General features: G+C 63.2%; 14 protein-coding genes and 1 tRNA gene. 10 read left to right on the top strand and 5 right to left on the bottom strand.

Annotated features, from left to right (window positions below; translation table 11 throughout):
• The first annotated feature begins 20 nt into the window (after nt 1–20).
• From ACG0Z6_RS08295 to ACG0Z6_RS08280, 4 genes are all read left to right on the top strand, one after another.
• Complete coding sequence (locus tag ACG0Z6_RS08295) at nt 21–992, top strand: acetyl-CoA carboxylase carboxyltransferase subunit alpha (RefSeq protein WP_394460313.1); 972 nt, start codon at nt 21–23, stop codon at nt 990–992.
• A 112-nt stretch (nt 993–1,104) separates the two neighbouring features.
• Complete coding sequence (gene tilS, locus ACG0Z6_RS08290) at nt 1,105–2,475, top strand: tRNA lysidine(34) synthetase TilS (RefSeq protein ID WP_394460311.1); 1,371 nt, start codon at nt 1,105–1,107, stop codon at nt 2,473–2,475.
• 112 nt (nt 2,476–2,587) lie between these two features.
• A complete protein-coding gene (locus ACG0Z6_RS08285; RefSeq protein ID WP_394460309.1) occupies nt 2,588–3,856 on the top strand; it encodes an aspartate kinase in 1,269 nt (422 codons plus the stop codon).
• Between the two features lie 50 nt (nt 3,857–3,906).
• Nucleotides 3,907–3,999, top strand: a tRNA-Ser gene (locus ACG0Z6_RS08280).
• A 104-nt stretch (nt 4,000–4,103) separates the two neighbouring features.
• On the opposite strand, the gene ACG0Z6_RS08275 is transcribed toward ACG0Z6_RS08280, so the two are convergent.
• The gene (locus ACG0Z6_RS08275; protein ID WP_394460307.1) at nt 4,104–4,997 is read right to left on the bottom strand and encodes a LysR family transcriptional regulator; all 894 of its coding nucleotides are present in this window, start codon (nt 4,995–4,997) and stop codon (nt 4,104–4,106) included.
• 91 nt (nt 4,998–5,088) lie between these two features.
• Between ACG0Z6_RS08275 and ACG0Z6_RS08270 the strand changes: the two genes are divergently transcribed.
• On the top strand, nt 5,089–6,072 hold the full coding sequence (locus tag ACG0Z6_RS08270; protein ID WP_394460305.1) for an NAD-dependent epimerase/dehydratase family protein: 984 nt from the start codon (nt 5,089–5,091) through the stop codon (nt 6,070–6,072).
• A 49-nt stretch (nt 6,073–6,121) separates the two neighbouring features.
• Complete coding sequence (locus tag ACG0Z6_RS08265; RefSeq protein WP_394460303.1) at nt 6,122–6,721, top strand: GNAT family N-acetyltransferase; 600 nt, start codon at nt 6,122–6,124, stop codon at nt 6,719–6,721.
• A 28-nt stretch (nt 6,722–6,749) separates the two neighbouring features.
• Here ACG0Z6_RS08265 and ACG0Z6_RS08260 read toward each other — a convergent pair whose 3' ends face one another.
• A complete protein-coding gene (locus tag ACG0Z6_RS08260; RefSeq protein ID WP_394460301.1) occupies nt 6,750–8,432 on the bottom strand; it encodes an electron transfer flavoprotein-ubiquinone oxidoreductase in 1,683 nt (560 codons plus the stop codon).
• 229 nt (nt 8,433–8,661) lie between these two features.
• Here ACG0Z6_RS08260 and ACG0Z6_RS08255 point away from each other — a divergent pair, with 229 nt between their 5' ends.
• The 4 genes from ACG0Z6_RS08255 to ACG0Z6_RS08240 are packed head-to-tail and all read left to right on the top strand — an operon-like array spanning nt 8,662 to nt 11,713.
• Entirely contained in the window at nt 8,662–9,444 is a 783-nt protein-coding gene (locus ACG0Z6_RS08255; protein ID WP_394460300.1) for an SDR family oxidoreductase, read from the top strand.
• An 18-nt stretch (nt 9,445–9,462) separates the two neighbouring features.
• Nucleotides 9,463–10,092: a YceH family protein gene (locus tag ACG0Z6_RS08250; RefSeq protein ID WP_394460299.1), complete on the top strand. Its 630-nt coding sequence runs from the start codon at nt 9,463–9,465 to the stop codon at nt 10,090–10,092.
• Nucleotides 10,089–10,508, top strand: coding sequence for an acyl-CoA thioesterase (locus tag ACG0Z6_RS08245; protein ID WP_394460298.1), 420 nt, complete (start codon nt 10,089–10,091; stop codon nt 10,506–10,508). Before ACG0Z6_RS08250 ends, ACG0Z6_RS08245 begins: the two co-directional genes overlap by 4 nt.
• A gap of 59 nt (nt 10,509–10,567) precedes the next feature.
• Nucleotides 10,568–11,713: a PLP-dependent cysteine synthase family protein gene (locus tag ACG0Z6_RS08240; RefSeq protein ID WP_394460296.1), complete on the top strand. Its 1,146-nt coding sequence runs from the start codon at nt 10,568–10,570 to the stop codon at nt 11,711–11,713.
• Nucleotides 11,714–11,729: 16 nt separating this feature from the next.
• On the opposite strand, the gene ACG0Z6_RS08235 is transcribed toward ACG0Z6_RS08240, so the two are convergent.
• From ACG0Z6_RS08235 to ACG0Z6_RS08225, 3 genes are all read right to left on the bottom strand, one after another.
• Complete coding sequence (locus tag ACG0Z6_RS08235) at nt 11,730–13,631, bottom strand: B12-binding domain-containing radical SAM protein (RefSeq protein ID WP_394460295.1); 1,902 nt, start codon at nt 13,629–13,631, stop codon at nt 11,730–11,732.
• 108 nt (nt 13,632–13,739) lie between these two features.
• On the bottom strand, nt 13,740–14,087 hold the full coding sequence (locus ACG0Z6_RS08230) for an HU family DNA-binding protein (protein ID WP_394460293.1): 348 nt from the start codon (nt 14,085–14,087) through the stop codon (nt 13,740–13,742).
• Nucleotides 14,088–14,195: 108 nt separating this feature from the next.
• Nucleotides 14,196–15,509 carry an ABC transporter permease gene (locus tag ACG0Z6_RS08225; RefSeq protein ID WP_394460292.1) on the bottom strand — a complete coding sequence of 438 codons (1,314 nt, stop codon included), beginning with the start codon at nt 15,507–15,509 and terminating at the stop codon, nt 14,196–14,198.

Here is a 15,509-nt window from a genome sequence, read left to right as displayed (position 1 = left end):
TAGCTGAGAGAGCGAGCAGGATGAGCAAACGACATTTCCTTGAGTTCGAGCAACCCATTGCCGAGCTGGAATCCAAAATCGACGAACTGCGCTACGTGCAGAGCGAATCGGCGGTCGATATTTCCGAAGAAATCGATCGACTGTCCAAGAAAAGCCAGCAACTGACCAAAGACATCTACGGCAATGTGGCGCCGTGGCAGGTCTATCAGGTGGCGCGGCATCCGCAGCGCCCACAAACGCTGGACTACTGCCAAGAAGTCTTCACGGACTTCCAAGAACTGCACGGCGACCGCCATTTCGCTGACGATGCTGCCATTGTTGGTGGCTTGGCGCGCTTCAACGGTCAGGCCTGCATGGTCATCGGTCATCAGCGCGGCGGTGACGCCAAAGAACGCACGCTGCGCAACTTCGGCATGCCCCGCCCCGAGGGCTACCGCAAGGCGCTGCGTTTGCTCAAGCTGGCCGAGAAATTCGGCCTGCCGGTGTTCACCTTCATCGACACCATGGGCGCCTACCCTGGCATCGGTGCCGAAGAGCGTGGGCAGTCCGAGGCCATTGGCCGCAACATCTTCGAAATGGCGCAGCTGGAAGTGCCCATCATCGCCACGGTGATTGGTGAGGGCGGCTCTGGCGGCGCTTTGGCCATTGGGGTGGCGGACCAGGTGTTGATGCTGCAGTTCTCGGCCTACTCGGTGATTTCCCCCGAAGGCTGCGCTTCCATTTTGTGGAAAACGGCAGCCCGCGCTTCCGACGCTGCCGAGGCACTGGGCATCACCGCCCATCGCCTCAAGGCCCTGGGCCTAGTGGACAAAATTGTGAGTGAGCCCGTGGGCGGCGCACACCGCGACCACAAGCAAATGGCCTCCAACCTCAAGCGCGCCCTGGGCGACGCGCTGCGCCAAGTCTCCGACCTCAAGACCAAGGAATTGCTGGACCGTCGCTATGAACGGCTGCAGGCCTATGGCCGCTTCAGCGACACCAAGTCCCGCTGAGCCGCAGGCCGCTTTCGAGGCTGAAGCAAGTGCATCGCCCGAGACCTTGAGTTCAAGGCCTCGGGCGTTTCCTTTTGGGCCAGATTCAGAATCTACCGAACCACCGCGCAACGTGGCTGTCGCCTGCAGCGGTGGTCCTGATTCGCTGGCGCTGCTGCATGTCACAGCCCGCATGGCCGCTGGGCTGGGCCTCAAGGTCTGGGCTTTGCACGTTCACCATGGTTTGCAGGCGCAGGCCGATGCCTGGGTGGAAGAGTTGCAAACGCAGGTGGCTCAGTGGACACAACAGGGGCTGCCCGTGGCCTTGCTTTGGCAGCGTCTGCAAGGTCAGCCGCAGCCCGGTCAGAGCGTGGAAGCGTGGGCACGGGCCGGGCGCTACGAGGCTTTGCAGGAGATGCTGCGGCAGTGCCAAGCCTCGTTGCTTTTGCTAGCTCACCACCGGCGGGACCAGGCTGAGACTTGGATGCTGCAGGCCCTGCGCGGCGCGGGCAGCGCTGGCTTGGCAGCCATGCCCGCCCAGCAGTGGCGCCAGGGGGTGCTGTGGGTCCGCCCTTGGCTGCAGCAACGCCGCGAAGTCATCGAGGCCTATATCCATCACCACGGATTGCGGCCGGTGCTAGACCCCAGCAATGCAGACCCACGCTTTGCGCGCAACCGTCTGCGCCAACGGGTCTTTCCCCAGCTGCTGGCTCAATTTCCTGGTGCTGAAACGGCGCTGTGTGCCTCGGCTCAGTGGGCACAACAGGCGCTCGCCCTAGAGCAAGAGATGGCTGATTTGGACTTGGCGCAATGTGCTGCCAGAAAGACCCATCTGAATCTGGCGCCCTGGCTGGCTCTGAGTCCGGCTCGGCGCGCCAATGCCTTGCGTGCTTGGTTGGGGCGTGTGCTGGGGCAAGCAGCGCCTGCGAGCTTGGTGACACGGCTGCAGGCGGAATTGCCTGCGCTCTTGCAGTGCAGCGCGCAGTGGCCGCTGCCGCGGGGCATTGCAGGAGAGTCGCGCGTCTTGCTGTTCTATCGCGGCAGCCTGAGTGTTCGAGCCCAGACTCCAGCCGAGGAAGGGGTGGCTGAGCAGGCACTGTCGATCACCGGGCCCGGTGTTTGGCCTGTGCCTGCTTGGCGTGGCGCCATGTGGGTTTCAGAAGTGCCCGAGAACGCACCCGTGCAGCTGCACGAGCGTTCTGTGCCGCTGGCGCTCTTGAGTGCCCTGCAATTGCGCCCGCGCAGCGGTGGGGAGCAATTTCAAGACGGGCCTTATGCGGTGGCGAGGCGCTTGAAGAAATGTTGGCAAGAGCGCGGTGTGCCCGCGCTTGCGCGTAGCGGGCCCTTGCTTTGGCAGGGGCAGATGCTGGTGTTTGTGCCAGGGCTGGGTTTGGACGCCAGAGCTTGCGCACTGCCCGGTGCGTCACGCGTGGCTCTGCGCTGGGTGCCAGAGGGCCTGGCGGTGCCTGGGGGCGATGCATGCATCCAACACCGCGCGCCGTAACACGCTTGTTTGCCTATGTCATCCGGGCATTGACTCATGCTGACCTAGAATCGAGCGTTGCGGCCGCGGCGCACCACTTTGTTTCACTTCCGCGCATACACAAAGACTTCCCATGGCATTGATCGTTCATAAATACGGTGGAACATCGATGGGATCCACCGACCGCATTCGCAATGTGGCCAAACGCGTCGCCAAATGGGTGCGCGCTGGACATCAACTGGTGGTGGTGCCCTCGGCGATGAGCGGAGAAACCAACCGTCTGTTGGGCTTGGCCAAGGAGCTCTCGCCAGCTTCCAGCACGCCTGCGCTGATGCGCGAACTCGACATGATTGCCGCCACCGGCGAGCAGGTTTCAGTCGGGCTCTTGTCGATTGCCCTGCAAGCCGAGGGCATGGAAGCCGTCAGCTACACGGGCTGGCAAGTGCCCGTGAAAACCGACTCGGCCTACACCAAAGCCCGCATTGAGAGCATTGACGACCAACGCGTGCGCGCTGACCTGGCCGCTGGCAAGGTGGTGGTCATCACCGGCTTTCAGGGGGTGGATGAGGAAGACAACATCACCACGCTGGGCCGCGGTGGCTCCGACACATCGGCCGTGGCCATTGCCGCGGCCATGAAGGCTGACGAGTGCCTGATTTACACCGATGTGGACGGCGTCTACACCACCGACCCGCGCATCGTTCCCGAAGCCCGGCGCCTGCACACCATCAGCTTCGAAGAGATGCTGGAGATGGCGTCGCTGGGCTCCAAGGTGCTGCAAATCCGCTCGGTGGAATTTGCTGGCAAATACCGTGTGCCGCTGCGTGTGCTGTCGAGCTTCACGCCCTGGGATATTGATATCAACGAGGAAGCCAAGTCCGGCACCCTGATCACTTTTGAAGAGGACGAAAAAATGGAACAAGCCGTCGTCTCGGGCATTGCCTTCAACCGCGACGAAGCCAAGGTGACCTTGCTGGGCGTGCCCGACAAGCCTGGCATTGCGTTCCAAATCCTGGGACCGGTGGCGGAAGCCAACATCGACATCGATGTGATCATCCAAAACGTGTCGCAAGAAGGAAAAACCGACTTCAGCTTCACCGTGCACCGCAACGACTATGCACGCACCATGGAATTGCTGGAGCGCACCGTAGCGCCAGCCACCGGGGCGGCGCGTGTGGTGGGTGACGCCAAGATCTGCAAGGTCTCCATCGTGGGCATTGGCATGCGCTCGCACGTCGGCGTGGCCTCCAAGATGTTCCGTTCACTCTCGGAAGAGGGCATCAACATCCAGATGATCACCACCAGCGAGATCAAGACCTCGGTGGTCATCGACGAGAAGTACATGGAATTGGCTGTGCGAGCTTTGCACAAGGCCTTCGATTTGGACCAAGAAGCAGCCTGAGTTTGAATTTGCGTGTTTGAAGCCGTGCTATAGTTACAGCTTCACCGGTTGGAGACGTGACCGAGTGGCCGAAGGTGCTCCCCTGCTAAGGGAGTATGTGGGCAAAACCTGCATCGAGGGTTCGAATCCCTCCGTCTCCGCCAAAACATGACTTGCCAGCTGAGTTTTCAATTGGCAAGCGCTCAAAGCCTCGCATCATGCGGGGCTTTTTGTTTTCTGGCTTGCATTCCACTCGCTGCTGTGCCGCTCAGCTCTGGAGTTCCTCAGTGATGGCTTGAGCCAGATGGTCGTAGACCTTGCGAATGACCGCGTTGCTGCGAATTTCGCGGTGCACCACCAGCCAGCAGGGCAGGGATGGGATTTCCAGTTCCGGCAGCACCACCTGTGTACCGGGCCAGTGGCGCAGGTTGTAGGCGGCAACAAAGCCAATGCCTGCCCCAGCGGCCAGCAACTGGCCGTAGGCGAGGTGGTTGTCGGTGCGCAGACCAAAGGCCTCGCGTGGTATGGGTATGCCTTGCTTGGCAAACCCGCGCAAGATGGTGTCGTCCTGGTCGTAGCCGATGAGGCTGTGTTGCAGCAAATCGCTGCTGTGCAGCGGCGTTCCGGCGCGCGCCAAATAACTTTCGTGGGCGGCCATGACCACTGGGACATCGGCCAGCTTGCGTGCAAGCAAGCTTTGCTGGCGCTGCGGACGTGCCATGCGCACGGCAATATCGGCCTCGCGCCGCAGCAGGTTGTCGATGCGGTTGGATGCCACCAACTCCACCTGAATGCCGGGCTCTTGCTGGCGCAGTCGGGTGAGCAGCCGTGGCAGCAAATAGCAGGCCACCACCTCGCTGGCGGTGATGCGCACGGTGCCAGTGGTGGCCTGATGGCAGCCGGTGACGCGTCGCGATAGCGCGTCAGCGCCCGACTGCATATGCCGCGCTGCTTCAGCAATATCCAGGGCCGCTGCAGTCGGGATAAGGCCCCGCCCCGTGCGCTCGAACAGCGGTGCGCCCAGCTGTAATTCCAGTTCCGAAATATGGCGGCCCAGGGTAGGTTGTTGGGCGCCTGTCAGCCGCGCCGCACCCATCAGGCTGCCAGTGTCCAGCACTGTCAAAAAGCTCTTGATGAGGCGCCAGTCGAAGTCCATTTTCATGCGAATTTGCATAGCAGGATTGCGCTGATCATAGGTTTTTAAATGACTGTAGGGCGCCAAAAATGAGCGCATGAAAACTTGAGGAGCGGGCATGAAAACGGTGTTGATCTTGGGTGCCAATGGTCGCTTTGGTCTGGCTGCCGTGCATGCCTTTGCCCATGCGGGATGGCGTGTGCTGGCGCAGACACGTCGTGCTGCGGCTGTGCCATGGCCGCAGGGCGTGCAGCCACTGCAATTGGCCGTGGACGACCCTGCCGCTTTGGCCACAGCAGCAGCAGGTGCGAGTGTGGTGGTGCATGCCCTCAACCCGCCCTATGCGCAGTGGCAGAGCCAGGCTCTGTCGCTTTTGCACCAGGGCTTGGCGGTGGCCGATCAGCTCGGGGCGAGGCTGATGCTGCCGGGCAATGTTTACAACTACGGTACTCAGATCCGGCCGCAGCTGCGGGAGTCAGACCCGCAGCTGCCTGACCACCCCAAGGCCCAGATTCGCGCAGCCATGGAGCAGGCAATGTGCGCTGCGGCAGAGGCTGCACACGCGCAGGGTCATGGCTTGCGTTGTGTGGTGATACGCGCCGGTGACTTCTTTGGCGGCGGCTCTGGGAGCTGGCTTGATTTGGCGGTCGTGAAGAACTTGACGCGCGGCAAGCTGGTCTACCCCGGACCACTGGATGTTCCCCACGCTTGGGCCTACCTGCCGGACTTGGCGCAGGCCTTCGAGCGGGTGGCGGCTGCGCCAGCGATCGCACCCTACGAGGTTTTGCATTTTGCAGGCCATACGCTCACGGGGCAGGAGCTGCTGCGTGGCCTGGTTACAGCGGCGTCGGCACTGGGTGTGCGCCCGGCCCAGGGGTTTCGCACGGGTGCGTTTCCTTGGGGCTGGATACGGGCGTTGGCGCCATTGCATCGGCCCTGGCGTGAAGTGCTGGAAATGCGCTATCTCTGGCTGCGACCGCATGCATTGGACGGAAGTGCGCTGAGCCACCGAGTGGCCTTGCCTGCGGCCACGCCGCTGGATGTGGCCTTGCAGCGCAGCCTTGTGGCGCTGGGCATTGGGGTGGCCGCAACGAGTGTGTGAGCGGGCAGAGCCTGCCATTACGATGGTGACTCAATGGCTGAGGAGCACCATGAGCCCCATTTCCGCTTTGCAGGTCGAGCCCGTCACCCTGCGTGGTCGCTGGGTTTGTTTAGAGCCCATGAGCTTGGCGCATGTGGATGAACTCTGTGCTTGCGGACTGGACCCCGCCTTGTGGCGTTGGACACCCAGCAGTGTGAGCACGCCCGCACAGATGCAGGCCTATGTGGAGCGCGCGCTGGCTGATCAGGCCAGCGGCAAAGCCTTGCCCTTTGTGCTGCGCGACGTGCTTGGCGGGCAACTGGTGGGCAGCACTCGCTTTGGCAATATCGCTGCCAAAGACAGGTGTTTGGAGATTGGCTGGACTTGGGTGGCCACCAGCCACCAGCGCTCAGGAGTGAATACCGAGGCCAAAACACTGCTGCTGACGCACGCGTTTGAAACGCTGGGTGCGCACCGTGTGGAGCTCAAAACCGACGCCTTGAACGAGACGTCGCGCCGCGCCATTGCGCGGCTCGGTGCGGTGCAAGAGGGTATTTTTCGCCGCCACGTGGTGATCGAATCGGGGCGGGTGCGCGACACGGTGTACTTCTCCATCACCGATGAAGACTGGCCCAGCGTGAAGCTGCGGCTGCAAGCCCTGGCGCGCTGAAGCCGGGCCTGCAACTGCATGGGTGGCGTTACATGCCCGCGTAGTTGGGGCCGCCGCCGCCCTCGGGGGTGACCCACACGATGTTTTGTGAGGGGTCTTTGATGTCGCAGGTCTTGCAGTGCACGCAGTTCTGCGCATTGATCACCAACTGGTCCTGCCCGTCTTTGTTGACGAACTCGTACACACCCGCCGGGCAGTAGCGCTGCTCGGGGCCTGCATAACGGGCCAGATTGAGGGCCACGGGCACGCTGGCGTCTTTGAGCGTGAGGTGGGCGGGCTGGTTTTCTTCGTGGTTGGTGTTGGAGACGAACACCGAGGAGAGGCGGTCAAAGCTGATCTTGCCGTCAGGCTTGGGGTAGTCGATTTTGGGCATGACCTCCGCGGGGCGCAGGAAGGCGTGATCAGGCTTGTCGCGGTGCAGGGTCCACGGCGGGCTTTTCACGCCCAGCTTGGGCAGCAGCCACTGCTCAATGCCGGTCATGAGCGCGCCCACGGCGTTGCCCTTTTTGAACCAGGTCTTGAAGTTGCGCGACTGCTGGAGTTCCTCGTGCAGCCAGCTCTTTTCGAATGCGCTGGGGTAGGCATGGAGTTCGTCGCGCTCACGCCCCGCAGCCAGGGCTTCCACCACCGCAGCGGCGCACAGCATGCCGCTCTTGATGGCGGCGTGGCTGCCCTTGATGCGGGCTGCGTTCAAGTAGCCTGCGTCGCAGCCCACCAGCGCACCGCCGGGGAATACCTGCTTGGGCAGGGTCAAGAGCCCACCGGCCGTGATGGCGCGCGCGCCATAGCCCAGGCGCTTGCCGCCTTCGATGTGCTTGCGAATGCTGGGGTGGGTTTTCCAGCGCTGCATTTCCTCAAACGGCGACAGCCAGGGGTTGGCGTAGTCCAGCCCCACCACATAGCCCAAAGTGACTTTGTTGCCTTCAAGGTGGTAGAGAAAGCCGCCGCCATAGGTGTCGGCGTTCATGGGCCAGCCGGCGGTGTGCACCACCAAGCCTGGCTTGGCTTGCTCGGCCGGTACTTCCCACAATTCTTTGATGCCAATGGCGTAGCTTTGCGGGTCGCGTCCGGCGTCGAGTTGGTACTTGGCAATGAGTTGCTTGCCCAGATGGCCACGAGCACCCTCGGCAAAGATGGTGTACTTGCCCAGCAGCTCCATGCCGAGCTGGAAGCCGTCGTGAGGCTGACCGTCCTTGCCCAAACCCATATTGCCTGTGGCAACACCGCGCACGCGGTTTTGCTCGTCGTAGAGCACCTCGGCGGCGGCAAAGCCAGGGAAGATCTCAACGCCCAGGGCTTCGGCCTGTTGTCCCAGCCACTGCGTGACAGCGCCCAGGCTGATCACATAGTTGCCGTGGTTGTGAAAGCACTCCGGAATGAGCCATTGCGGTGTGGTGCGTGCACCATCGGCACTCAGAAACAGCACTTCATCGGCGGTGACGCTTTGGTGCAGCGGCGCACCCAGCTCTTGCCAATTGGGGAACAGTTCGGTGAGGGCGCGTGGGTCCATCACCGCGCCCGACAGAATATGGGCGCCGGGCTCAGAGCCCTTTTCCAGCACCACCACAGACACGTCCTGACCCTGTTGGGCGGCCAGCTGCTTGAGGTGAATGGCGGTGGACAAACCCGCAGGCCCGCCGCCAACGACCACCACGTCGTATTCCATGCTGTCGCGGGGGCCGTATTGTTCAAGTAATTCTGCGGAGGTCATGCGATTCCTTTGTCGTACTGCTGCGAGGGACAGGTTTGGGGAATTTTAGCGGACGTGATATTTAAAAAGCACGGTCGTTCTATTTGTCAAGGCCAACCCACCCGATCAGGCGGTTGACGCGTTTGCGGACTTTCCGCTGGAGGTGGCGTGATATCGTGAAAGCCAGTGTTCGAGGGGCGAAGCCAGCGTTCCCCCGGCCGCCGCAGGGCTGGCTACCAAGGATGTTTGCATGACTTACAGCATCGATTTGTCGGGACGTGTGGCCTTGGTCACCGGAGCATCAAGCGGGCTTGGCGCCCAGTTTGCCCGGGTGTTGGCGCAGGCCGGTGCCGGTGTGGTGCTGGCGGGGCGCCGCCTCGACAGGCTCAAAGCGCTGCGAGCAGACATTGAGTCCATGGGCGGCAACGCGCACGTCGTGGGGCTGGATGTGCGAGACCTGCACAGCATTCGCGCTGCGGTGGCACACGCCGAAACCGAAGTGGGCACGCTGGACATCCTCATCAACAATGCCGGGGTGGGGCTGTCGCGCAAGCTGGTGGAGAGCACGCAAGAAGACTTTGACTTCGTGATGAACGTCAATCTGCGCGGTGCGTTTTTTATGGCGCAGGAAGTGGCCAAGCGCATGCTGGCGCGTGCCAGCGGCGAAGCACCTGGCACCTTCACCGGCGGGCGCATTGTGAATGTGGCTTCTGTTGCGGGCATGCGGGCCCTGAGCCAGATTGGGCTCTATGGCATGAGCAAGGCTGCGGTGATTCAGATGACCCGCGCCATGGCCCTGGAGTGGGGGCGCCATGGCATCAATGTCAACGCCTTGTGCCCGGGCTATATCGACACCGAGATCAACCACCACCACTGGCGCAGCGAGCAGGGGCGCAAGCTGATTGCCATGCTGCCGCGCCAGCGTGTGGGCCAAGCGCAAGACTTGGACACCGCCGTGCTGATGTTGTGCGCCAAGGAAAGCCACTTCATCAACGGCGCCGTTTTGCAGGCAGACGATGGATTTGCAGTGTGAGTTTTCAGGAAGGATTCGATGATTCGAGAGCTTGATGCCGTAGAGGCGCGCGTGCTGGCCGTGTTGGTGGAAAAGCAGCACACGGTGCCTGACAGCTACCCGCTGTCGCTCAATACCCTGACGCTGGGTTGCAACCAGAAGACGGCGCGCGACCCCGTGATGAACCTCAGCGAGGCCGATGTGCTGGAGGCGCTGGCGGGGCTCAAGGAGATGAGTCTGGTCAACGAAGTCAGCGGCAGCCGTGTGGTGCGGTTTGATCACAACTTGCGGCGCGGCTATGGGGTGCCGGGTCAAGCCGAGGCCGTGCTGGCCGTGCTGGTGCTGCGTGGCCCGCAGACGGCGGCTGAACTGCGCCTGAACTGCGAGCGGCTGCACCGCTTTGCCGATGTCTCTTCGGTCGAAGGCTTTCTGGACGAGCTGGCCGCGCGCGAGCCCGCTCTGGCCGTGAAGCTGCCACGCGCACCGGGCGCACGCGAGGCGCGCTGGGCGCACTGCCTCAGCGGCACGCCGGCCCTGACGTCTGCCGCGGCGCCCGTGGCCGCTGGCGATACACCTTTGGCGCAGGAAGTGCAGGCTTTGCGCACTGAGCTCGATGAGCTCAAAGCTCAAGTGGCGCGCCTGCTCAGTGCTCTGGATATGGCGCCATGAGGCTGGAGCTTCCACAGGAAAAGAAGTGGGTGCATGACTGCCGGATCCAGATTCGCTGGGGCGATATGGACGCCATGGGCCATGTGAACAACGCGGTGTATTTCCGCTACATCGAGATGGCACGGGTGGATTGGCTGGCCCAGTTGCAGGCGGCTCCCAACCCGCAGGGCCAGGGCCCGGTGGTGGTGAACGCCTTTTGCAATTTCTACAAGCAGCTCTGCTACCCCGGCGATGTGTTGGCGCGGCAGTATGTGTCCGACCCCGGTCGCAGCAGTTTTGAAACCTGGGTGACGCTGGAGCGCCTGGACGAGCCCGGCGTGATCTACGCCGCGGGAGGCGCCACCGTGGTGTGGATGGACAAGGCCACCCAGCGCTCCGCACCGCTGCCCGATTGGCTGCTGGCGCATTTGCGCTGAGGCATTGCCCCAATGTCTAACTGTGGAGCTGCAGCGTGCAGCTCGGGAGAAGCGACTCTATGAAAGCCACGTCTGCGCGCCAGCGTTGGATGATTGATGCGGTGAGCCGCATCGAAGCTGATTTTCAACGCTCAGCCGACACCCACCTCATTGCCTTGCCCTTGCCGGGTTTTGAGAGCATTTCGCTCTACCTCAAGGACGAATCCAGCCACCCCACGGGCAGCTTGAAGCATCGCCTGGCGCGCTCGCTGTTTTTGTATGCCTTGTGCAATGGCTGGCTGCATGAACGCTCGACGGTGGTGGAGTCCTCCAGCGGCTCCACGGCAGTGTCAGAGGCCTACTTCGCGCGTCTGTTGGGCCTGCCCTTTGTGGCGGTGATGCCTGCGACCGTGTCGACCGAGAAGATTCGCGCCATCGAGTTCCAGGGCGGGCGCTGCCACCTGGTGGACGACCCGACGCAGATCTATGCCGTTTCGCGCCAGCTCGCCAAGGAGCTCGACGGGCATTACATGGACCAGTTCACCTACGCCGAACGGGCCACGGACTGGCGCAGCAACAACAATATTGCCGAGTCCATCTTCACGCAGATGCAGCGCGAGCCCCACCCGGTGCCGAGCTGGATTGTGTGCAGCGCGGGCACGGGCGGCACGCTGGCCACCATGGGGCGCTACGTGCGCTACGGCGGCTTTGGCACGCGTGTGTGCGGCGCCGATGCCGAGCGTTCGGTGTTTTTCGACCACTACCTGAGTCGCGACCCTTCGCTGTGCATGACGCAGGGCTCGCGCATCGAAGGCATTGGGCGGCCGCGCGTGGAAGCCTCCTTCCTGCCCTCGGTGCTGGACGCGATGGTCAAGCTTCCAGATGCGTGGTCGGTGGCGGCCATGCTGGCGCTGTCCGAACGCCTGGGGCGGCCGGTGGGCCCATCCACCGGCACGAATTTGCTGGCGGCACTGGCCTGTGCGGTGCAGATGCGTGCGGCCGGTGAGCAGGGTTCGGTGGTCACTTTGCTCTGCGACAGCGGGGAACGCTACCGGGCCACCTACCACGATGAAGGCTGGCGCCACGCGCAGGGGTGGTCCTCCTGCGAGGGGGCGGCCCAGGACGTGCACGGCTTGATGCAGCACGGCCAGCTCAGCGCTGACTTGGCTGGCGCCTGGCGCGTGGCGGGCAGCCTGGAGGTCGCTGCGCTCACGGCTGCAGGCTGAGCCGCCGAGCCGGCGCTCAGCCTTGCTGCAAAGCGCGCGCTATATGCCCGCGCTTGACCGTGGGCTTGGGCACGCGCACGTCAAACCAGCGCCGCACATCTTCCTCGACACCGATGCCGTGCATGAAGTTGTAAATGCCCTTCTTGAGCGCACGGCCCATGGCGTCGTGGTCGGTGCCGGTGGGGTCGACAAAGCCCACATCGTTTTGCGCAAAACGCCCTTCGGGCAGGGGCAGCAGCGTGATGCCATAGTCCTGCGGGCGCTGCCCCACGGGGCTGTGGACCGTGCAGGCAAAGCGGTGGAAAAAGCCGCTATGCACGCAGCCGTTTTCAAAGAGCTGGCGCACGTATTCCAGCGCGTCCACGGTGTCCTGCACGGTCTGCGTGGGGAAGCCGTACATCAGGTAGGCATGCACCAGCACGCCCGCATCGGCAAAGGCCTTGGTGACGCGCGCCACTTGCTCCACGCTCACGCCTTTGTTCATGAGTTTGAGCAGGCGGTCTGAGGCCACTTCCAAGCCCCCCGAGATGGCAATGCAGCCGCTTTGTGCCAGCAACTCGCACAGCTGCGGCGTGAAGGTCTTTTCAAAGCGCACATTGCCCCACCAGCTGATGCTCACGCGCCGGCGCAGCAGCTCCTCGGCCAAGGCTTTAAGGGCTTTGGGCGGAGCGGCTTCGTCCACGAAGTGAAAGCCCGTCTGGCCCGTCTCAGCCACGATGGCCTCAATGCGGTCGACCAGCGTGGTGGCGCTGGCGGTTTCGTAGCGACCGATGTAGTCCAGGCTGACATCGCAAAAGCTGCACTTCTTCCAATAGCAGCCGTGGGCCACGGTGAGCTTGTTCCAGCGCCCGTCGCTCCACAGCCGGTTCATGGGGTTGAGCATGTCCAAGAGGCTGAGGTATTGGCGCGTGGGCAGGCCATCCCAGGTGGGCGTGCCCACGGCCTCGAACGCGATATCGGGCTCGTGGAAGTTGGTGTACTTCACGGCCTGTTGCTCGTCACGCCAGAAGGTGCGCACCAGGCGCTGGCGTGAACGCTTGCCCCCGAGGTGTTCCAGCAAGGCCAGCAGCGGGCGCTCGCCCGCGTCCAGCGTCACGTAGTCCACGTAGTCAAACAAGCGCGGCTCGCTCAGGGCGCGCAGCTCTGTGTTGACAAAGCCGCCCCCCAGCACCACCGGGGTGTCGGGCTGTTTGGCCTTGATGGTCTGGGCAATGCGTAGGGCCCCATACACCGAGCCCGGGAAGGGCACGGACAGCAGCACCACATCGGGCTGGGTTTGCTCCAGAGCCTGCAGCGTCAGCTCTGCCAGCTTGCGGTCGATGAGGTGGGGCGGTGCCGCCAGTGCCTCGGCCAGCCCGTCGAAATGCGGCTGCGCCGTGGCCAGGCGTTCGGCGTAGCGAACGAACTCAAAGCGGGGGTCCACCACTTCGCGCAGCACATCGGCCAGGTCGTTGAGGTAGAGCGTCGCCAGATGCCGGGCACGGTCTTGCAAGCCCAGCGCGCCAAAAGCCCAGTACAGCGGATCGGCATCGTCCCCCAGGTAGTGGTCCAGCGTGGCAAAGCGCTGGCCCTCGGGCAGGAAGTTGCGCGTGTTGATGCGGTGCGCCAGCGTGGGGTCGTCCCCCTGCAAGAAGGCGACGACGCGTGCGATGCACTGCTCATGCCGCTCGTAGTGGGTCAGGAAGGTTTGGGCTTGCGCTGGCAGCGTGGTGGTGCTGGCTTGTTGCAGCGCCAGCGCGCGCAGCTCCTGCAGACCTGGCACAGACAGCAGCGACAACACCAGCGTCAGGGCCAGGTCGCGCTGATGCGCCTCAAAGCCGTGCTGGCGCAAAAAGCCTGTGAGGTAGGCCGTGGACGGGTAGGGGGTGTTGAGCTGGGTCATGGGCGGAACCAGCGACAGCACACGAGCGGGGGACATGAGGGCAGGCAATGACAGCAGGCACGAGGGCCCATAAATGAGACAGGCCCGCACCATCCATGATGGCACGGGCCCGGCAAAAGCCCCAAATATTGGAGCTAAGAAGTCTTACTTCTTGGCCTTTTTGGCGGCAGGCTTGGCAGCCTTGTCTTCAGCCTTGGCAGCCTTGCGAGCGGCGGCCTTGGGGTCGACAGCGGCCTTGAAGCCAGCGCCTGGCACGAACTTGGGCAGCTTGGCAGCAGCGATCTTGATCTTTTCGCCGGTGCTGGGGTTCACGCCAGTGCGAGCGGCACGAGCGTGCTGCTTGAAGGAGCCAAAGCCGGGGATGGAAACAGCGCCACCCTTTTTGACGGTGGTGACCACGGTGTCCAGCAGGGTCTCCAGAATGCGGCCAGCCTCGGCCTTGGTCAGTTCGTGCTGGGCAGCCAGGTGCTCAATCAGTTCGGTCTTGTTCATTCGTCGGTCTGTGTGGTTGAGCCCGAACAGGCTCGGGCGCAAAGGATTTTGCCCCAGAAATTCAGGGGAATTAGGCAGGGTAATCGCAAAGAGCCCATGGAAAGGGGATCAGGCCTCACGCAGTGCGGTGCTCACTGGCAAGGTGGCCGCACGCAGCGCGGGAAACAAGCCGCCAATCATGCCGATGGCCAGTGCCCATTTCAGCCCTTGCCACAGCAGGTCCGCCGACACGCGCAGCTCAAAGCTGAGCTTGCCGACTGAGCCCGCAGACAGGGTTGAGGCCTCAAAGCCATTGAAGAGCACATAGCTCAAGGCCCCACCGATGGCGCCGCCCAGCAGGGCCAGCAGCATGGTTTCGATCAGCACCGCCGTCACTACCGGCGTTCCGCCAAAGCCAATGGCGCGCAAAGTGGCGATCTCGCGAGCCCGGCTGGCGACGGCCGCAAACATGGTGTTGAGCGCACCAAACACCGCGCCCACGGCCATGATGCTGCCCACGGTGATGCCGATGATGCGCAGCATCTGGGTCATGCGCTCAGACTGCTTGGCGTAAAAGTCCAAGGTGGTGGAGGCATCGACTTTGAGTTGTGGGTTGGCGGCCAGGGCTTGCTTGAAAGTGCTGAAAGACTCGGGGCGCTCGAGCTTGAGCGTGACCGAGTTGCGGCTGCTGCCGCGCCGGTAGGTGCTGGCCACAATTTCAGCGTCAGCCCAAACCTCGGACTCCATGGCGTCGCCTGAGGCAAACACGCCCACCACCGTCCACTCACGGTTGCCCATGCGCAGCGTGCTGCCCAGGGTCAGCCCGGCGAACTGACGCGCAGCGCCCTGGCCGACGACCAGTTCCGTCAGCCCAGGCTGGAAATGCCGACCTTGCACGATGCGCACATGCGGGCGGACCTGATAGGCCATCTCACCAATGCCGCGCATCTGAACGCTGCCGTCGTCCTGCGTTCTGCCCTTGATGGGTAGATTGGCGGCCACCACGATTTCCTCGGACACCAAAGGCTCGCCTTTGGCCGAGCGTGCTATGCCTTGGGCCTGCGCGATTTGCGTGAGGCTGTCGCGTGTCAGGACGGACTGGACTTCAGCGGCAGAGCCCCCGCGCAGCACGATGGCGGAGTCCTCACTGCCAGACTGGCGCACGGTGTGGCCATAGCCCTCGGCCATGGCCAGCAGGGCCACAAGCACGCCCACCACGCCGGCAATGCCCATGACGATGACCGCGCTCGAACCCAGACGCTGGGGCAGGGTGCGCAGTCCAATGCCGGCCACCGAACGGGCTTGCACGCCGCTGCGGGTCAGGCCCAGCCATGCGGCCAACAGCAGCAAGAGTACAAGCGCTCCTTGCCACGGTAGGGCAATCCATGCCACCAGCGCTGCCACCAGCACCAGCAGGGTAAATAGAAATTTCAAAGCCGCCAT

This window comes from Roseateles rivi, assembly GCF_043555845.1.
Classification (GTDB): domain Bacteria; phylum Pseudomonadota; class Gammaproteobacteria; order Burkholderiales; family Burkholderiaceae_C; genus Roseateles; species Roseateles rivi.
The sequence above is the reverse complement of the archived record's forward strand: the minus strand, read 5'-3'. Positions and strand labels throughout refer to the sequence as shown.